The organism is Flavobacterium ardleyense (assembly GCF_033547075.1).
Classification (GTDB): domain Bacteria; phylum Bacteroidota; class Bacteroidia; order Flavobacteriales; family Flavobacteriaceae; genus Flavobacterium; species Flavobacterium ardleyense_A.
This window is the reverse complement of record NZ_CP137891.1, coordinates 1,303,707-1,322,728: the sequence shown is the minus strand read 5'-3', so window position 1 is coordinate 1,322,728 and position 19,022 is coordinate 1,303,707. Positions and strand designations below refer to the sequence as shown.

The window sequence follows — 19,022 nt, the reverse complement described above, 5'->3', positions numbered from 1 at the left end:
AATTACGGTAATCAGTTACTCTTTTAATTGATAAATTTCTGGTAAATTTCTACCTAAGCCGTCATAATCCAACCCATAACCAACAATAAATTTGTTTGGAATCCTGATACCTACATAGTCAAGTTTAATATCTTGCAAGTAAGCGTCAGGCTTAAAAAAAAGTGTTGCTATCTTAAGCGTTTTTACACCTTTTGCCTTAAAGATCTTTTTAAGTTTTGCCACGGTGTTCCCCGTATCTACAATGTCCTCAATAATAATCACAGAACGACCGGTTAGGTCTTGATCCAATCCAATTAATTCTTTAACATCGTTGGTAGTAGCGGTACCTTCATACGAAGACATCTTTACAAAACTAATTTCGCACGGCTTATTATAGTGCTTCATAAAATCTGAAACTACCATAAATGCTCCATTAAGGACACCAATAAACAAAGGCACTTCGTCTACAAAGTCATTTTCAACTTGCTTTGCCATAGATGCAATAGCAAAATCCAATTCTTTGCTTGAAATAAAAGGTACGAAATGCTTATCGTGAATCTGTATCACTAAAGTTTGTTTTATAATAGTTGGCAAATATACTGAATTAGTATCGAGTAAGATGCAAGATAAAAGCATATAATTGACAGGATAATAAAATAGTTGAGAATTTAAAACCTCCAAATTCAAGTATTTCTGATGGTCTGAAACTCAAAAAGGTGGTGGCTAATTGTAAGAATAAAAAAAATCATAGTAGATTTTCTTACTTTTTTTTTAAATTAGTGGCTATAGTTTTCAATAATCTTGCTTTTATTGAGTAATTTTAAAAATGCAATAAAATTATATTACTTTTGAATGTGAAAAAGACACCCTATGGAAAATAATGAATACGTTATCTTTTATGCTGACGACGATAAAGATGATTTAGATTTTTTTAGAGACGTTACCGATTCTCTTACCGGCAATATTCAATTGCACACGCACAACAGTGTTGACAGTCTTTTGGGCTCTCTTCAGTCACCGCCTCCAATTCCTCAGGTTATATTTTTAGATTTAAATATGCCCGGGAAAAATGGTTTTGATGCACTGCAAGAATTGAAAAATAATTTGCAATTAAAAGACATTCCCGTTGTGATTTTCTCCACGTCAAGTGATGAGCATAGTGTGAATAAAAGCTTGGATATGGGCGCAAGTTTCTATGTCACAAAATCTACAACATTTGCTACATTAAAGAAATCGATTGAGTATACATTAGGAATCAATTGGAAAACTTTTGAGCCTTCGAGCAGAAATTTTATCTACAAAAACGAGAAGTAAGAATTTTCTTAAAAATATATGATGCACTAAAGCCGACGAACATTCTGCAATGTTACCTCGGCTTTTTTTATTGCCAATACTAAAAGCGAAATAGCCGATTGTCAAAAATAACTGCCACGAACTATGAGCGTCGTTCCATAGATTCAATATTTAGCGCTAGCAAACACTAAAGTAGACAAGACGAATGTCTCAGCATCTAAAATAATCTTAACCATCAAACTGCCATGTACTTCACGTGCTCTACTCTTTAGTCTTCTTAAATATTTTGTATCTTTGATAGCAATTTCAAAAAAAACTTCGGAAATGGAAATTAATAAAAAAGAAGAAAAGTTAAAAAGGAAGGCTCTTAAAGAAGCGAGAGAAAAGCAATTTGATGATACCGACGAAAATCGCATTGATAATCGTGACGAAAATGATAGTACTAAAGATTGGGATGCAGAAGAAAATAAAAGTGGCAGACACAAATAGGCTTTTTATTTGCAGATCAATAAATGTGGAAATCATACAAATCAACTACAAAATAAATTTCAATAGTTATTACTGATGACTCAAAGATACTGTTGACACGCTAGTATCAACATTTGTTCACTTCCCTCACAAAAGTCATAAGTAAGACATTTAAATTTATTTTGTAAACTTAAATTATTCTGAAAATTGACGAAAGAAAAGCATTATCTATTTTCGTTTATACCTATTAGAAGTATCTTTGTAAAAATTCAATTTTATGAACTATTTTTCTTCTAATTTTAAATTAGGCATCCTTGGAGGTGGACAGTTGGGTAAAATGTTACTAGCTGAAACCCGAAAATTTGACATTCAAACTTACGTAATCGATCCTAGTGATGAAGCTCCCGGCAAATTTGCTTGTAATAAATTCTTTCAAGGAGATTTAATGGATTATAAAACAGTTTACGATTTTGGAAAGCAAGTAGATGTTCTAACCTTTGAAATAGAACTTGTAAATATCGAAGCTCTAAAACAGCTTGAGAAAGAAGGTATCAAGGTTTACCCTTCGCCAGCAACTCTAGAGCAAATTCAACACAAAGGGATCCAAAAGGATTTCTACACCAAAAATACTATTCCCACCGCAGCGTATAAGCGATTTGAAACTATCGAAGAACTAAAAGTTGCAATTCAAAATAATTTGCAATCGCTACCATTTATATGGAAAGCCGCCGAATTTGGTTACGATGGCAACGGTGTAAAAGTTGTTAGAGCCATTGACGATTTGCAAGGATTATCTGCCTCTGCCTGCATCGCCGAAGAAATGATTGACTTCAAAAACGAACTAGCAGTTATCGTAGTCAGAAATCCGTCAGGTCAAGTAGCGACTTATCCTGTTGTAGAGATGGAATTTCACCCAGAAGCAAATCAGGTTGAATATGTGCTTTGTCCAGCTCGCATTGAAGAAAATGTTGCTAAAAAAGCAATGGATATCGCGATGAAAGTTTCAGAACATTTTAACCACGTCGGACTTTTGGCTGTCGAAATGTTTCAAACACAGGACGACCAAATTATCGTGAACGAAGTAGCTCCTCGCCCACACAACTCAGGCCATTATTCCATAGAAGCTAGTTATTGCTCACAATTTGAAAATCACTTACGCGCCATTCTAGATTTACCTCTTGGAAGCACAAAAAGTAAAGTGGCAGGAATCATGGTGAATCTTGTTGGTGAAGAAGGTTTTGATGGTGAAGTAGTTTACGAAAATATCGAAGAAATTCTTGCAATCGATGGCGTTACCCCTCACATTTACGGAAAGAGAAAGACACGACCTTTTCGCAAAATGGGACACGTTACTATCGTTCACGAAGATATGAACCAAGCTCGAAAGATTGCCGAAAATGTAAAGAAAACCATTCGAGTGATAAGTAAATAGTCGGCATACAAAGTTTAATCATGACAAAAGTAATTGACAGATATTCTCCAGAAAATATTCTCCAAATTTTCATAGAACAACATAGACTTTGCAGTCCGCTTGATATTGAAGCTGACTGTAATGCCGAAATCACCGGTGAAATGTCCATTCGCGATTGGCGTTCGGCAAATGACTTACTTGGTTGGAAAGAGCTTTCTATGTTTTTAAATAAAGAGTTCAGACTTAGAATAGATGAAAATACTTGGCAACAAACTTTAGAACCTGCTAAAAAAAGAACTTTAATAGAAGTTTGCGAACTGATTTCTAAACACGCTACAATAGAATACTTTCAACCAAAAATGATCTTTGGACAAAAATGTCTTAAAGCGAGCATTTTCTTGACAATTAAAAGAAATTTAAAAAATAAAGGAGTTGATGTTTCTGAATTAAGCCCATCTTCAAATTTGGCATTCTACATTAATAAATATTTTTCACCAGTATTAGAAGAAATCACATTAACAGGTACTAAGCCTTTAAAAAAACTTCACACAATAAGAAAAAAGAGAAAATTTCATGACATAATAAATTTCGCGAACTTTAAAACAGATGAGATTTTTATTGAGAATATTGAAACTTTTCGAGATTTGGTTACCAAAATAATTTACGAAAGACATCAAAATACTGCAAAAATATCATCACAATAATAGATGGTTAGTCCGCAAAAATTCCCACACTAATATAAAATAAAAATTATGAAAGTAGCAGTAATAATGGGCAGTATTTCAGATATGCCTGTAATGCAAGAGGCAATAAACGTGCTGAAGGAACTTCAAATTGAAATTGAGGTAGATATTGTTTCAGCGCACAGAACACCAGAAAAATTATTCTCTTTTAGCCGTGATGCGCATACAAATGGGATCAGCGTCATAATTGCTGGAGCGGGTGGCGCTGCACACTTACCGGGCATGGTGGCATCAATTACACCTCTGCCGGTGATTGGCGTTCCAATAAAATCGAGCAACAGCATCGATGGTTGGGACAGCGTTCTCTCTATTCTGCAGATGCCGAGCGGCGTTCCAGTGGCAACAGTAGCTCTTAATGGTGCAAAAAACGCCGGAATCCTTGCCGCACAAATTATCGGTGCCCATAATTTAGAAGTTCAACATAGAATCGTTGATTTCAAAATTGCTTTAGCAGATGCTGTGCACGTTTCTTCAGATAAGGTAAAGCAAAATCAAATTTAAAAAAAGAATATAAACAATGAATGTATTAACTCAATGGTTTAAAACCAAGCACAATACTGCGCCGTTTTCACAAATAAAAACTGAGGATTTTTTACCTTCATTTAAAGAAGGAATAAAACTCGCAGCCGCCGAAATAGATGCAATTGTAAATTCTCCAGATAAGCCAACCTTCGAAAATACCATCGAAGCGATGAGCTATAGCGGAAGTATTCTCGATCGAATTTCGAGCATTTTCTTCAATCTTCATTCTGCCGAAACCAATGACGAAATTCAGGCAATTGCTGTCGAAGTATCGCCTTTACTGTCAGAATTTAGCAATGACATTATGCTTAACGCTAAATTATTCTCGCGCGTAAAAGCAGTTTACGATATAAAAGAATCTCTTGACCTCACAACAGAGCAAAAAACTTTGTTGGACAAATCATACAAAAGTTTTTCTAGAAACGGTGCCAACCTTAATGACGCTGATAAAGAAAAATTACGAGCAATTGACAAAGAACTTTCTAGTTTGAGCTTGGCATTTGGAGAGAATGTTCTCAAAGAAACCAATGCTTACCAAATGCATATTTCGGATGAAAAAGATTTATCTGGATTGCCGGACGGCGAAATTGAAGCGGCACGGGAGTTAGCAAAATTGGAAGACAAAGATGGTTGGATTATCACTTTAGATTATCCAAGCTATATTCCGTTTATGACTTATGCTGATAATCGCGAACTTCGTAAAGAACTTGCGATTGCTTCAGGCCGAAGAGCTTTTCAAGGAAATGAATTTGACAACCAAGAAATTGTTCTTAAAATAGTAAAGCTACGTTTTGAAAGAGCAAAATTGTTAGGATATCAATCCCACGCTGATTTTGTTTTAGAAGAAAGAATGGCTGAAAATCCTGAAAAGGTAAAATCTTTCTTGGGAGAACTTTTACAAAAAGCCAAGCCAGCGGCTCAACGCGAATTTGAAACTCTTACAAAATTCGCCAAAGATCTTGACGGTATTGATCAGCTCCAAAAATGGGATGGTGCATACTATTCAGAAAAGCTAAAACAACAATTGTTTGATCTTGACGACGAAAAGCTAAAACCGTATTTCAAACTGAAAAATGTTCTCGACGGAGCTTTTGCAATCGCTGGAAAATTATTCGGATTAACTTTTACAGAGCAATTTGATATAGATAAATACCACGAAGATGTTCGCACTTTTGAAGTAAAGGATACCGCTGGAAAACTGCTGGCAATTTTTTACGCCGATTTCTTTCCCCGAAAGGGAAAACGAAATGGCGCTTGGATGACTTCGTACAAATCGCAATACGTTCTTGCCGAAGTAAACGAACGACCACACGTTTCGATAGTTTGCAATTTTACAAAACCAACTGCGACTAAGCCTTCTCTATTGACTTTTAATGAGGTTACGACTTTGTTTCACGAGTTTGGTCACGCCCTTCACGGGATGCTTGCCAATACGGTTTATCCAAATTTGTCAGGAACATCTGTGTATTGGGATTTTGTCGAATTGCCAAGTCAAATTCTCGAAAATTGGTGTTACGAGCCAGAAGCTTTGGCCTTGTTTGCCAAACATTATCAAACAGGAGAAGTGATTCCTACAGAATATGTGCAAAAGATTAAGGATAGTGCCAGTTTTCAAGAAGGAATGGCCACAATGCGACAAATAAGTTTCGGCTTGCTTGATATGGGATGGCACGGAGCAGATCCTTCAGAGATTAAAAACCTTAAAGAATTTGAAACTACGCAGTTTGCAGATACTTTACTTTATCCAGATGTTCCAGAGAACGCTATGAGTACAGCTTTTTCGCATATTTTTCAAGGTGGATATTCGTCCGGTTATTATAGTTATAAATGGGCAGAAGTTCTCGATGCTGACGCCTTCGCTTATTTTCAAGCACACGGAATTTTCAATCAAGAAATTGCTACAAAATTTAAAGACAACATACTTGCAAAAGGTGGTACAGACCATCCGATGACATTGTATAAAAACTTTAGAGGTCAAGAACCTAAACCGGATGCTTTACTAAAAAGAGCTGGCTTATTAGAATAAATTAATAGGTTAAAAGTATATGAATGAGGAGTTTCGAAGTAACGAGCTCCTCATTTTTTTTTAACTATTTTTATTAAGCTTTCGCTAAAAGAAGAATTCTAACCAACATAATAATGGGTAAACAGGACCATCAGCCACCAGAAAATCGGCACACTCTCGACCCAAAAAGAAGTGTAATACCTAGATTTACTGTGTGACGCATTTAGTAGAAATAGTCCTAAAACTACAATCAAAACTAAATTAATTATTAGCTGTTCATAATTCAACACAGTTTTGAGATACTCTAAAAAGTAGAATGGTATTAATAAAAAAGTCCCTAGAAGTTTGGTAGCCCGTACGCCAATTTGCTGCGGAACGGTTTGAAGATGTGGATCATCATTTGCCAAATCGATTATTTCGAATACTAGAATTAATACAAATACTAGAATAAATCGCTGTAAGGATTTATAAAAGACATCCATTCTAAAAGCGACTTCAGCATTTAGCAGTGGCAATAATAAAGTAACTCCTACCCAACACAATGCAACAATATAAATTTTGACTCCAGCCCAGTTTCGCGCGTTTCTTCTATTTGGAAAAAATGGAAGCGTGTAAAGTAGTACAAGTATTAAAACTGCAAAGGAAACAAGTTGCGTTTGTATCTTTAGTTTAAAGAAGAAATATGTTGTGGCTGCAAAAGATATGATAGTCAAAATGACAATCGCTTTAATCATTGGAGTGACCTTAAGCCCTTTATTTCGCGTAAGCGCATCATATTTTACAAAGTTATATCCTACAATTGTTCCGAAAAACGCAAAGTAGCCACAATAGGTATCATTATGAATATCAAACATATGCAGTGTCATTTGTAGCAAAGAAAAGACGGCAAGCGCAACATGCATGCTACTTTGGAGATAGAAATTAAACAAGCTTTGCAGTATTTTCATTTTGTAAAAATAAGCAATCAGCTTACGCGAAGTTGATTAGTTGAAACATTCGTAAAAATCATTGTTAAAAACTAAATAGCAATTCATTTAAAAGCGGTATTTTTGCATGCTTAAAAACAACACGCTTTATAATATGAAAACAGATGCTTTTGCTTTAAGACACATTGGCCCTAGAGAATCAGATTTACAGCATATGCTTAAAACTGTAGGAGTTGATTCATTAGAACAGTTGGTATATGAAACGCTCCCAGATGACATTAGGCTAAAAGCGCCTTTGGACTTGGAACCAGAAATGACGGAGTACGAATATTTAAATCACATTCACACCTTAGGAAATAAAAATAAGGTTTTCAAAACTTATATTGGATTGGGATATCACGCAGCAATTGTGCCGGCGGCTATTCAGCGAAATGTTTTTGAAAATCCCGGATGGTATACCGCCTATACGCCATACCAAGCAGAAATTGCACAAGGTCGTTTGGAAGCATTATTAAATTTTCAAACTACGGTAATTGAACTTACAGGAATGGAAATCGCGAATGCTTCATTACTTGACGAGAGTACTGCGGCTGCCGAAGCCATGGCATTGCTTTTTGACGTAAGAACGCGTGATCAAAAGAAAAATAATGTTTGTAAGCTTTTTGTTTCGGAAGAAATTTTACCACAAACACTATCTGTATTACAAACTAGATCAGAGCCAATTGGTGTTGAGCTAGTAGTTGGAAATCACGAAAATTTTGATTTCTCTGAAGACTTCTTTGCAGCGATACTTCAATATCCTGGAAAATACGGTCAAGTTCATGATTATGCATCATTCATATCTGAAGCTAAGTCAAAAAATATAAAAGTAGCAGTTGCTGCAGATATTTTAAGTCTTACAAAATTAGTTTCTCCAGGCGAAATGGGCGCTGATGTTGTTGTAGGAACAACACAACGTTTTGGTATTCCTTTAGGATACGGAGGCCCTCACGCTGCCTATTTTGCAACCAAAGAGGAATATAAAAGAAGCATGCCAGGACGTATTATTGGTGTTACAATTGACGCTAATGGAAACCGTGCTTTGCGTATGGCGCTACAAACACGTGAGCAACACATCAAACGTGAAAAAGCTACTTCAAACATTTGTACAGCACAAGTACTTCTTGCCGTGATGGCAGGAATGTATGCAGTATATCACGGTGCAGATGGATTAACTAATATTGCTAATAAAGTGCACGCGGCAGCGGTTACAACAGCAAATAGACTAAATAAATTAGGCGTATATCAGACGAACACTTCATTCTTTGATACCATCGTTTTAAAGACAGATGCGGCAGCCATTCAGAAATTAGCAGAAGCAAAAGAAATTAACTTCTACTATCCTGATGCAGAAACTGTAGTTATCGCTTTTAACGAAACTACTTCAATCAACGATGTAAACGAAATTCTAGCAATTTTTTCTGAAGCGACTTTAAAAGAAACTGTGAAGGTTACTGAATTCGACAAAGAACAAAATTTTAGTGAGCGCGTAAAAAGAACAAGTAGTTTCTTGCAACACGACGTTTTCAAAAAATACCGTTCAGAAACTTCTTTGATGCGTTACATCAAAAAATTAGAGCGCAAAGATTTGGCATTAAATCACTCAATGATTGCTTTGGGATCTTGTACGATGAAATTAAATGCAGCAGCAGAAATGTTGCCTTTAAGTTTCCCAAGATGGAATAACATCCACCCATTTGCTCCTATAGAGCAAGCGACAGGATACCACGAAATGCTTTCGAAACTAGAGCATCAATTAAACGTTATTACAGGGTTTGCTGGAACAACTTTACAACCAAATTCTGGTGCACAAGGAGAATACAGCGGTCTTATGGTAATTCGTGCTTTTCACCAGTCAAATGGAGATCATCACAGAAATATTGCATTAATTCCTGCATCTGCACACGGAACAAATCCTGCAACTGCAACAATGGCGGGAATGAAAGTGGTTGTTACTAAAACCACCGAAGAGGGAAATATTGATGTAGAGGATCTACGTGCAAAAGCAATATTGCACAAAGATAATCTTGCATGTTTAATGGTAACTTATCCATCAACTCATGGAGTTTTTGAATCTGCGATTAGAGAAATTACACAGATTATCCATGAAAATGGAGGACAAGTATATATGGATGGTGCAAATATGAACGCACAAGTTGGACTTACAAATCCTGCGACTATTGGTGCAGACGTTTGCCACTTAAATTTGCATAAAACTTTTGCTATTCCGCACGGTGGTGGTGGGCCAGGAGTTGGACCTATTTGTGTTGCAAAACACTTAGTACAATTTTTACCTTCAAATCCTTTAATATCTACAGGCGGAAAGAATGCAATTACTGCGATTTCTTCAGCTCCATGGGGTTCAGCATTGGTTTGCTTAATTTCTTACGGATATATTACAATGCTAGGTAGTGAAGGTCTGACAAGATCTACAAAAATGGCTATTTTAAATGCCAACTATATTAAATCTAGATTAGAAGAGCATTATACAACTCTTTATTCTGGAGAAATGGGTCGTGCAGCTCACGAAATGATTTTGGAATGTCGCCCATTTAAAGAAAAAGGAATTGAAGTGACCGATATCGCAAAACGTTTGATGGACTATGGCTTCCATGCTCCAACTGTTTCATTTCCTGTTGCTGGAACATTAATGATTGAGCCTACAGAGAGTGAAGATTTAGAAGAGCTAGATCGTTTTTGCGACGCAATGATTTCTATTCGTAAAGAAATTGAAGAGTGTACAATTGAGGATAAAAACAATGTCCTTAAAAACGCCCCTCATACTCTACCAATGATTACAACAGACAATTGGGATTTGCCATATTCTAGAGAGAAAGCTGCTTTCCCATTAGAATACATTTCAGAAAATAAATTTTGGCCATCTGTTCGTCGTGTTGACGATGCTTATGGTGACAGAAATCTAATCTGTTCGTGTGCGCCAATTGAAGCATATATGGAAAGCTAGTCAGCTTTTTTCAAATTACTATTTAATATCAATCCTTTCGCACAAGTTCTCTTGTTGGAAGGATTGCTTATTTTTATAAAAAAGTTATGGGAGACATTCAAACTAGGGAAGATTTATTATTTTTGATGACAACTTTTTACAAAAAGCTTTTAGCCGATAGTAGAATTAACTTTATATTTATAGAAGTAGCGAAGATCGATTTAATGACTCATATTCCGATTATTACTGATTTCTGGGAACAGAATATTTTGGGGACTGGAAGTTATAAAAATAACGTGCTACAAGTTCATAAGGATCTAAATGCACAGCATCAGTTGAGTCTCGAGCATTTTGAAGTTTGGCTAAAACACTTTGAGGAAACGATTGCTTCGAATTATGCTGGCGAAAATGCCGAGAAAATGAAAACTAGGGCATTATCTATTGCAAATGTTATGAAAATAAAGCTAGGCACGCATAATATATTGTAGATTTAAAAAATATTCAAGAACTTGCACAATATCTCCAAAAAAGATCGTTGCAAAGAATACCGAACAAGTTATTTTTAATATATTAGCTACAACAACTCAATATTGATGAATATAAAAATTATAGGTTCCGGAAGTTACATACCTACAAGGACTGTCAAAAATACTGATTTTTCTGATCACACTTTTTTAGATGAACTGGGCGCTCCCCTGCCTCATTCTAGCGATGTGATAATTTCAAAATTAAAGGATATTACTGGTATTTCTGAGCGTCGCTATGTTGAACCGCAATTAGTGAATTCTGATATTGCATTTTTTGCGGCCGAAAAGGCTATTGAAGATGCTAGAATTGATCCTGAAACTTTAGATTATATTATAGTAGCTCAAAACTATGGTGATGTTGTTTTTGGTTCAAATCAATCTGATTCTGTTCCTAGTATTGCAAGTAGAGTTAAAAATAAACTACGAATTAAGAATCCAAACTGTGCTGCTTTTGATGTTGTTTGCGGTTGTCCTGGATGGATACAAGGAGTTTTGCAAGCAAATGCTTTTATACGAGCAGGAATGGCCAAGCGTATTCTTGTTATTGGGTCAGAGACATTATCAAGAGTTGTAGATCCACATGATCGCGACTCTATGATTTATTCTGATGGTGCTGGCGCTACGATATTAGAAGAAACTGCAGACAATGCTGGATTGTTATCATTTCAAAGTGCCACCTTCACAATGGATGAGTGCGACTTTATTTACTTCGGAAAGTCTTATGACAAAAAAGATATTAATAACACGCGCTACATTAAAATGTACGGTCGGAAAATTTACGAATTTGCACTAAAACAAGTTCCTCAAGCAATGAAAAATTGTCTGGACAAAAGCGGATATGGAATTGATGACGTCAAGAAAATTTTAATTCATCAAGCAAATGAAAAAATGGACGAGGCCATTGTTTCGCGTTTTTATAAACTTTTCAAAAAAAACCCGCCCGAACTTATTATGCCAATGAGCATCGGTCAATTGGGTAATAGTAGTGTGGCAACTGTTCCTACATTATATGACAGGTTGGTAAAAGGTAAATTAGAAAACCACAGTATCCAAAAAGGCGACATTATTATTTTTGCTTCGGTAGGTGCGGGAATGAACATTAATGCAATTGTGTACAAATATTAAATTCCTAGACCAGCAGTATAACTTTTATGTACGAAAAGACTTTTCCTAATAGACGCTTTAAAATAACTTTGGATTTTTTGCAAAAGCATATTTCAAAAAGTGAAACTATTTTAGATTTAGGAGTTGAAAATCCTTTTTCGAAAATCATGAAAGTAGAAGGTTTTAATGTTCAAAATACTTCTGGAGAAGATTTGGATATTGATCAATCGTCTCTCACCAATGAGCACTATTCAGTAGTTACTGCTTTCGAAATTTTTGAGCATTTGCTAAATCCATTTACAATACTAAATGCGGTTAAAGCAGATAAAATTATAATTTCAGTTCCTTTGCGGCTTTGGTTTTCTCCTGCTTACAGAAGCAAGACTGATATGTGGGATAGGCATTATCATGAATTTGAAGATTGGCAATTAGATTGGTTGTTAGAAAAAACTGGTTGGAAAATTACTGCTAGGGAAAAATTCACAAATCCAGTTAAGAAAGTTGGAATTCGTCCGATTCTTCGAAAATTTACTCCACGGTATTATATTATAATTGCTGAGCGAAATAAATAAAATCTTGCTTAGAAGTATTCTTGACTAACAAGAAAGTAAATTCCTGATATGAAATACTACGTTGTAATCCCGGCGCATGATGAGGAAAAGTATATTGCAAAAACGCTAGATTCGCTAACTTCGCAAACTGTTTTGCCAAGTAGCGTTGTGGTAGTCGACGATCATTCTAACGATCGTACAGCAAAAATTGCACTGAGTTACGTCGAAAAATTCGATTACATCAATATGGTTCACAAAGAATCAGATTCGGCTCATTTACCTGGAAGTAAAGTCATCAAAGCATTTAATCTCGGCTTAAGTGGATTGGACGAAAATTATGATGTGATTGTAAAACTCGATGCCGATTTAATTTTACCGACAAACTATTTCGAAAAAATTTTAAAAGCTTTTAAAAGCGATCCTAAAATCGGGATGGCTGGCGGTTTTGCTTATATTGAAAAGAACGGAAATTGGGAGTTAGAAAGTCTCGCCGACAAAGATCATATTCGCGGCGCCTTTAAAGCGTACCGTAAAGAATGTTTTCGTGACATTGGCGGATTGCGCACAGCAATGGGTTGGGATACCGCCGACGAACTCTTAGCGCAATATCACGGCTGGAAAATTCATACTGACGAAAGTCTTATCGTAAAACATCTGAAGGCAACTGGAGCGAATTACAATCAGGAAGCTCGCTACAAGCAAGGTGAATCTTTTTATACTTTGGGCTATGGTTTTGCAATTACTCTCGTCGCTTCTGCAAAATTGGCAATGAAGAAAAAGCAACCTAAACTATTTCTTGATTACGTTAAAGGCTATCAAATGGCTAAAGCTAATGAAACTGAAATGTTAGTGAATAAGTTGGAAGCTGACTTTATTCGAAAATTACGCTGGAAGAAAATGAGGAATAAATTGTTTTAACATTTAAAAAACAATTGTGCTCTCCCCCAATTCATAACTTCTTAGTATTTTAGCCTATATTATAAAATCTATGATGCTCGTTCGATATTTATCTCAAATAGGAAAGTACTTCCTGATGTGGAAGGAAATCTTCCTAAAACCTACAAAATGGTCGGTAATGCGAGGCCTCATATTCAAAGAGATCGACGACCTTATTATTGATTCGCTTGGAATTGTTGCGTTTATTTCCTTTTTCGTGGGTGGTGTAGTTTCTATTCAGACAGGACTAAATCTTACAAATCCTTTAATTCCAAAAACTCTTATCGGTTTTGCAACTAGACAGTCAATACTTTTAGAATTTGCGCCAACATTTATTTCTATAATTATGGCGGGAAAAATGGGTTCATTTATTACCTCTAGTATCGGTACGATGCGTGTGACTGAACAAATTGATGCGTTGGAAGTAATGGGAGTGAATTCTTTAAATTACCTGGTTTTTCCAAAATTAATAGCATTGCTTCTATATCCTTTTGTAATTGGAATTAGCATGTTTTTGGGAATTCTTGGCGGATGGCTAGCGGCAGTTTATGGCGGTTTTGCCGCAAGTTCCGATTTTGTTACAGGACTTCAGATGGACTTTATTCCGTTTCATATCGCTTACGCATTTATCAAAACTTTTATCTTCGCATTATTACTTGCTACAATTCCATCATTTCATGGATATTATATGAAAGGTGGCGCACTTGAGGTGGGTAAAGCAAGTACAGTGGCATTTGTGTGGACGTCAGTAAGTATCATTTTATTCAATTATATTTTAACTCAATTGCTCTTATCATGATAGAAGTAAAAAATTTAGAAAAAACCTTTGGCGACAATCATGTCTTAAAAGGAATTACAACGTCTTTCGAGCCAGGAAAAACCAATCTAATCATTGGACAGAGCGGGTCAGGTAAGACTGTATTTCTTAAAACATTATTAGGATTGCACGCTCCTACCAAAGGTACAATTTCGTACAATGGTCGGATATATTCTAATTTAACCGAAGCAGAAAAGCGAGAAATACGTACCGAAATTGGAATGGTTTTCCAAGGAAGCGCTCTGTTTGATTCGATGACCGTGCGCGAAAATGTAGCTTTTCCGTTAAAAATGTTTACCAAAAACACCAAAGCACAAACCAAAGAGAGGGTCGACTTTGTTTTAAATAGGGTGAATCTGAACGACGCTCATGACCGACTTCCTTCTCAAATATCTGGTGGGATGCAGAAACGTGTAGCGATTGCCAGAGCGATTGTGAATCAACCGAAATACCTTTTTTGCGATGAGCCCAACTCTGGACTAGATCCAAAAACGGCAATTTTAATTGACAACCTTTTAAGAGAGATTACCGAAGAATACGACATTACAACCGTAATCAATACCCACGACATGAACTCGGTGATGGAGATTGGAGACAAAATTGTATTTCTGAAAGACGGATTGGTCGCGTGGGAAGGAACTAAAAAAGAAGTTTTTAAAACGGATAATGAGGCAATTGTAGATTTTGTGTACTCATCTGATTTATTCAAAAAAGTGCGTGAAGTCTATATTAAAGATGATTTAGTCTAATTTAAGGTAGAAGTTGAATTAATTTTTTAATATCCTGCTCTTTAGATTTTGGATAGATTAACAATACTCCTTCTCTGTCTACAATTATATAATCATTCAAACCATCCACTACAATAAGTTTATCAGAATCGGTGCGGATAATATTGTTCGTAGCGTTTTCTAGAAATACTTTTGCGTTTACAACAGCATTATTGTTCTCGTCTTTTGGAAGTTTCTCGTGCAATGACCCCCAAGTTCCTAAGTCATTCCAATCAAAAGTTGCGGGCAGTACATAAACATTTTCTGCCTGCTCCATTACCGCATAGTCAATAGAAATATTTTCGGCTTTGGCATAATTATCTTCAATCCATTTAGCTTCATCCGAAGTGTTATAATCGTTATATCCTTGTCGGAAAAGTTGATTCATCACTGGAGAAAATTTCGCGAAAGCGTCCAAAACTGTAGTTACGTGCCAAATAAAAATTCCACCATTCCAAAGGAAATTTCCCTTTTCTAAAAACACTTTTGCAGTAGCGTAGTCCGGCTTTTCTCGAAATTGTTTCACTTGCTTAATTGCCGTTTCATCTGTTTTATCATATTCAATATAGCCATAACCCGTATTCGGAAAGGTTGGCTGAATCCCCAAGGTTAACAAAGCTGGATTTTCATTACAGAAATCAAAACACTGCTTAAGATTGCTTAAAAATGCATTCTCGTCTTCTATCCAATGATCACTTGGTGCTACTACAATAAGAGCATCAGGATTTTGTTTCTGAATTTTTAGGGACGCATACAAAATACACGGAGCGGTATTTCTCATTGCCGGCTCCAACAAGACTTGCTCTTCTGTTGCTTGGGGCAGTTGCTCTAAAACAAGATCTTTATAGCGCTCATTAGTTAAAATAAGGATATTTTCAGCAGGAATAATTTTACTTAATCTCGAAAAAGTTTTCTGAATAAGTGTTTCACCAGATCCCAGCATATCGTGAAATTGCTTAGGAAAAGTCTCTGTACTTACCGGCCAGAATCGTGATCCTACTCCACCCGCCATTAAAATTGCATAATAATTCTGATTCATAAAACTCTATTTAATTATTCTTAAACCAACCCTCCCGACACTTCACCAAGCTTCACTATTCCAAGACAAAAAGAGCAGAAAATTTCACCTGTTTTTAAGATGATGCCAAAATTTTGGTTTCTCCTCCCGCTCCTTCGGAGGGCCGGGGGGAGAGGACTCTAAGATAGCATTTTAAACTTTGCCAGCAAGAATTTCGACCTCGGCATTTGGATTAAAAAGATACATTTTGCCAGTTGCGGTCTCTTTGCATTCAAACCTTTTGGTACGCTGTGCTCCCTTCACGAAAATACGTCCTTTTACTCTAAAAAATGTTCCATAAGGCAATTGAAAAATATAATGATGATCCTCTTTCTGAACATCAAATTGTTTTAATGCCAACGACAATGTCGCATCGGTATCGCTACTTGCCGTAGGATTTTTGAAATGCCTTGCGAGGAGTCCTAAGAGTTGATTCGGAAAAATTTCAGGCCTTATATATGGTAGCATCAATTGCTGAAAGGTAAATTTCCACTCCTGTCCGTGCGGCTTTATTCCTCGACCATATTTTACCCCGGCAACAAGATGTGCAATCTCATGAATTAACGTAATCAGAAAGCGGTATTTATTAAGGCTTCCGTTGACTGTAATTTCGTGTTTACCATTAAAATTCCGATAATCCCCATGACGAGTAGCACGTTCATTCACAATTTTAAGATGAACGCCGTGCGTAACGATCAGCTCGCTCACCGGTTTTACGGCGTGTTCGGGAATATATTTGAGAAGAATATCGTGCACTAAAATTATATTTTTATTCTGAGATGGTACACTTTCGCGAAATATATGCTGGACGAATTACGGCGTTGTAGAAGATACTTCCAAAACTTTCCCGTTGTAGAATTCATTTCCAGTCAAGGTAAAATTCGAAATATACTCCGCCATTTTCGAAGCACTTAGGGGCGCTTCAAATCCTGGGAAAGCTTTTGCCAACATTTCTGTTTGAACCGAACCTAATGCCAAAACATTAAAGGCAATTCCTTGTTCGCGATATTCTTCGGCCAATAATTCGGATAGTGTAATCAGCGCTCCTTTACTGGAGCTGTAAGCCGAAAGTCCAGCAAACTTAACGCTTCCTTGAATTCCGCCCATACTGCTAATGCTTACAACGTGACTTCCTTTTACCAGAAATGGCAAAACTACTTTGGTCAATGCTACTACTCCAAATACATTCACTTTATAAATATCTGTAAATTCCTGAACGCTAGTTTCAGCAAAAGGTTTTAGAATCAATGCACCCGCATTATGAATTACCGCATCCACTTGCTTCCAAGCTGTTGAAATAAAGTCAGAAACTCTTTTTAAATCAGATTCCTGAGTGATATCTACAGAAAGACAGGTAATATTTTCTGCACTGATAAGGTCTTGGGGTATATTTCTAGATATTGCCAGTACTTGATGTCCAGCCGCCGCAAGTTGCATTGCTACTTCGTGACCAATTCCTCTTCCTGCACCGGTAATAATAATATTTTTCATCTGTATTTTTTAGAATTACAAATATAGAGAAAGTGGTGGAGATGCGGAAATTTGAGGGATTGTGTTTTTTTGGAAGATGGTGAATGTTTACGAACTCCCCTAGCCCGGAATGCAACAGCAATCCCGCAGGCAAGAAAAGTGGAATGCCGGACACGAGCGACGCGAACTGGCGAAGCAAATTGCTCCAAAAAAAAAATCCCGAAACATTGCTGCTGCGGGACTTAATATATTTAAAACGTTTTCTGACTATCCGTTAATAACGCTTCTTGAAATTACGATTTTCTGAATCTCTGAAGTACCTTCGTAAATTTGAGTGATTTTTGCATCGCGCATCATTCTCTCTACGTGGTATTCTCGAACATAACCATTACCACCGTGAATTTGAACTGCTTCGATTGCTGTATCCATCGCAGTTTGGGAAGCAAATAATTTTGCCATCGCTCCACTTACATCGTAGTTATTTCCGTTGTCTTTGTCCCAAGCAGCCTTCATACAAAGGTGACGTGCAGCCTCGATATTCACTGCCATATCCGCCAATTTGAAAGCAATAGCTTGGTGATTTGAAATTTCTGTACCGAAAGATTTTCTCTCTTTAGAATATTTTAGAGCCAATTCGTAAGCACCAGATGCGATACCCAACGCTTGAGCCGCGATACCGATTCGACCTCCTGAAAGGACTTTCATTGCGAATTTGAAACCAAATCCATCTTCACCAATTCTGTTTTCTTTAGGAACTTTTACGTCATTGAACATTAGAGAATGCGTGTCGCTACCTCTAATACCCATTTTGCGCTCTTTAGGGCCGATTTCGAAACCTTCGGCACCTCTTTCTATAATTAAAGCATTGATACCTTTATGTCTTTTTTCTACATCGGTCTGTGCAATAACGATATAAACTGACGCTGTTTTACCATTAGTAATCCAGTTTTTCGTCCCATTTACAAGGTAATGATCGCCTTTGTCTATTGCAGTTGTTTTTTGCGATGTTGCATCACTTCCCGCTTCTGGCTCAGAAAGACAGAATGCACCAATAATCTCCCCAGAAGCAAGCCTTGGAAGGTATTTTTCTTTCTGCTCTTCGCTACCATAAGTCTGAATACCCCAGCATACAAGCGAATTGTTTACTGACATAACCACAGAAGCCGAAGCATCGACCTTAGAAATTTCTTCCATTGCCAATACGTAAGAAACAGTATCAAGACCGCTCCCACCGTATTTTGGATCAACCATCATTCCTAAGAAACCTAATTCTCCCATTTGCTTTATTTGCTCTGTAGGAAATGTTTCTGTCTCATCTCTTTCAATAACTCCTGGCAAAAGTTCACTTTGAGCAAAATCTCTAGCGGCTTTCTGAATCATTAATTGTTCTTCGGTATAGTTGAAATCCATATCTAAGGGAAATAAATTATGTGTTAATTAAAAAACTATTTTTGCGCACAAAT

19 protein-coding genes are annotated in these 19,022 nt (G+C 36.6%); 13 read left to right on the top strand and 6 right to left on the bottom strand.

Going from position 1 to position 19,022, the window contains the following annotated elements:
• Positions 1-15: 15 nt before the first annotated feature.
• Positions 16-546 (bottom strand): hypoxanthine phosphoribosyltransferase, encoded by a 531-nt coding sequence (gene hpt / locus SBO79_RS05665; RefSeq protein WP_318642768.1) that lies wholly within the window; start codon positions 544-546, stop codon positions 16-18.
• A gap of 303 nt (positions 547-849) precedes the next feature.
• Here hpt and SBO79_RS05660 point away from each other — a divergent pair, with 303 nt between their 5' ends.
• From SBO79_RS05660 to SBO79_RS05635, 6 genes are all read left to right on the top strand, one after another.
• The gene (locus SBO79_RS05660) at positions 850-1,293 is read left to right on the top strand and encodes a response regulator (RefSeq protein WP_318642766.1); all 444 of its coding nucleotides are present in this window, start codon (positions 850-852) and stop codon (positions 1,291-1,293) included.
• Positions 1,294-1,596: 303 nt separating this feature from the next.
• On the top strand, positions 1,597-1,761 hold the full coding sequence (locus SBO79_RS05655; RefSeq protein WP_318642764.1) for a hypothetical protein: 165 nt from the start codon (positions 1,597-1,599) through the stop codon (positions 1,759-1,761).
• 256 nt (positions 1,762-2,017) lie between these two features.
• Positions 2,018-3,172 carry a 5-(carboxyamino)imidazole ribonucleotide synthase gene (locus SBO79_RS05650; RefSeq protein ID WP_318642763.1) on the top strand — a complete coding sequence of 385 codons (1,155 nt, stop codon included), beginning with the start codon at positions 2,018-2,020 and terminating at the stop codon, positions 3,170-3,172.
• Between the two features lie 20 nt (positions 3,173-3,192).
• Entirely contained in the window at positions 3,193-3,855 is a 663-nt protein-coding gene (locus SBO79_RS05645; protein ID WP_318642761.1) for a hypothetical protein, read from the top strand.
• Positions 3,856-3,903: 48 nt separating this feature from the next.
• On the top strand, positions 3,904-4,395 hold the full coding sequence (gene purE, locus SBO79_RS05640; protein ID WP_318642760.1) for a 5-(carboxyamino)imidazole ribonucleotide mutase: 492 nt from the start codon (positions 3,904-3,906) through the stop codon (positions 4,393-4,395).
• 16 nt (positions 4,396-4,411) lie between these two features.
• Positions 4,412-6,442 (top strand): M3 family metallopeptidase, encoded by a 2,031-nt coding sequence (locus tag SBO79_RS05635; protein WP_318642758.1) that lies wholly within the window; start codon positions 4,412-4,414, stop codon positions 6,440-6,442.
• Positions 6,443-6,540: 98 nt separating this feature from the next.
• On the opposite strand, the gene SBO79_RS05630 is transcribed toward SBO79_RS05635, so the two are convergent.
• Complete coding sequence (locus SBO79_RS05630; protein WP_318642756.1) at positions 6,541-7,368, bottom strand: UbiA prenyltransferase family protein; 828 nt, start codon at positions 7,366-7,368, stop codon at positions 6,541-6,543.
• 133 nt (positions 7,369-7,501) lie between these two features.
• Between SBO79_RS05630 and gcvP the strand changes: the two genes are divergently transcribed.
• The 7 genes from gcvP to SBO79_RS05595 all read left to right on the top strand — a co-directional run bounded on the left by gcvP (position 7,502) and on the right by SBO79_RS05595 (position 15,014).
• The gene (gcvP, locus tag SBO79_RS05625; RefSeq protein WP_318642754.1) at positions 7,502-10,351 is read left to right on the top strand and encodes an aminomethyl-transferring glycine dehydrogenase; all 2,850 of its coding nucleotides are present in this window, start codon (positions 7,502-7,504) and stop codon (positions 10,349-10,351) included.
• 86 nt (positions 10,352-10,437) lie between these two features.
• Complete coding sequence (locus SBO79_RS05620) at positions 10,438-10,818, top strand: group III truncated hemoglobin (RefSeq protein WP_318642752.1); 381 nt, start codon at positions 10,438-10,440, stop codon at positions 10,816-10,818.
• A gap of 105 nt (positions 10,819-10,923) precedes the next feature.
• Positions 10,924-11,982, top strand: a complete 1,059-nt coding sequence (locus tag SBO79_RS05615; protein WP_318642750.1) for a 3-oxoacyl-ACP synthase III family protein — start codon at positions 10,924-10,926, stop codon at positions 11,980-11,982.
• A gap of 26 nt (positions 11,983-12,008) precedes the next feature.
• Positions 12,009-12,533, top strand: coding sequence for a class I SAM-dependent methyltransferase (locus SBO79_RS05610; protein ID WP_318642748.1), 525 nt, complete (start codon positions 12,009-12,011; stop codon positions 12,531-12,533).
• A 48-nt stretch (positions 12,534-12,581) separates the two neighbouring features.
• Complete coding sequence (locus SBO79_RS05605; protein ID WP_318642747.1) at positions 12,582-13,430, top strand: glycosyltransferase family 2 protein; 849 nt, start codon at positions 12,582-12,584, stop codon at positions 13,428-13,430.
• Positions 13,431-13,500: 70 nt separating this feature from the next.
• On the top strand, positions 13,501-14,247 hold the full coding sequence (locus SBO79_RS05600) for an MlaE family ABC transporter permease (protein ID WP_318642745.1): 747 nt from the start codon (positions 13,501-13,503) through the stop codon (positions 14,245-14,247).
• Positions 14,244-15,014, top strand: coding sequence for an ABC transporter ATP-binding protein (locus tag SBO79_RS05595; protein ID WP_318642743.1), 771 nt, complete (start codon positions 14,244-14,246; stop codon positions 15,012-15,014). Before SBO79_RS05600 ends, SBO79_RS05595 begins: the two co-directional genes overlap by 4 nt.
• Before the next feature lies 1 nt (position 15,015).
• Here SBO79_RS05595 and SBO79_RS05590 read toward each other — a convergent pair whose 3' ends face one another.
• From SBO79_RS05590 to SBO79_RS05575, 4 genes are all read right to left on the bottom strand, one after another.
• Entirely contained in the window at positions 15,016-16,071 is a 1,056-nt protein-coding gene (locus SBO79_RS05590) for a mannose-1-phosphate guanylyltransferase (protein WP_318642741.1), read from the bottom strand.
• 171 nt (positions 16,072-16,242) lie between these two features.
• The gene (locus SBO79_RS05585) at positions 16,243-16,845 is read right to left on the bottom strand and encodes a SprT-like domain-containing protein (RefSeq protein WP_318642739.1); all 603 of its coding nucleotides are present in this window, start codon (positions 16,843-16,845) and stop codon (positions 16,243-16,245) included.
• Positions 16,846-16,902: 57 nt separating this feature from the next.
• Complete coding sequence (locus tag SBO79_RS05580; RefSeq protein WP_318642737.1) at positions 16,903-17,580, bottom strand: SDR family NAD(P)-dependent oxidoreductase; 678 nt, start codon at positions 17,578-17,580, stop codon at positions 16,903-16,905.
• Positions 17,581-17,826: 246 nt separating this feature from the next.
• Positions 17,827-18,969 (bottom strand): acyl-CoA dehydrogenase, encoded by a 1,143-nt coding sequence (locus SBO79_RS05575; protein WP_318642735.1) that lies wholly within the window; start codon positions 18,967-18,969, stop codon positions 17,827-17,829.
• Between the last annotated feature and the right edge of the window lie 53 nt (positions 18,970-19,022).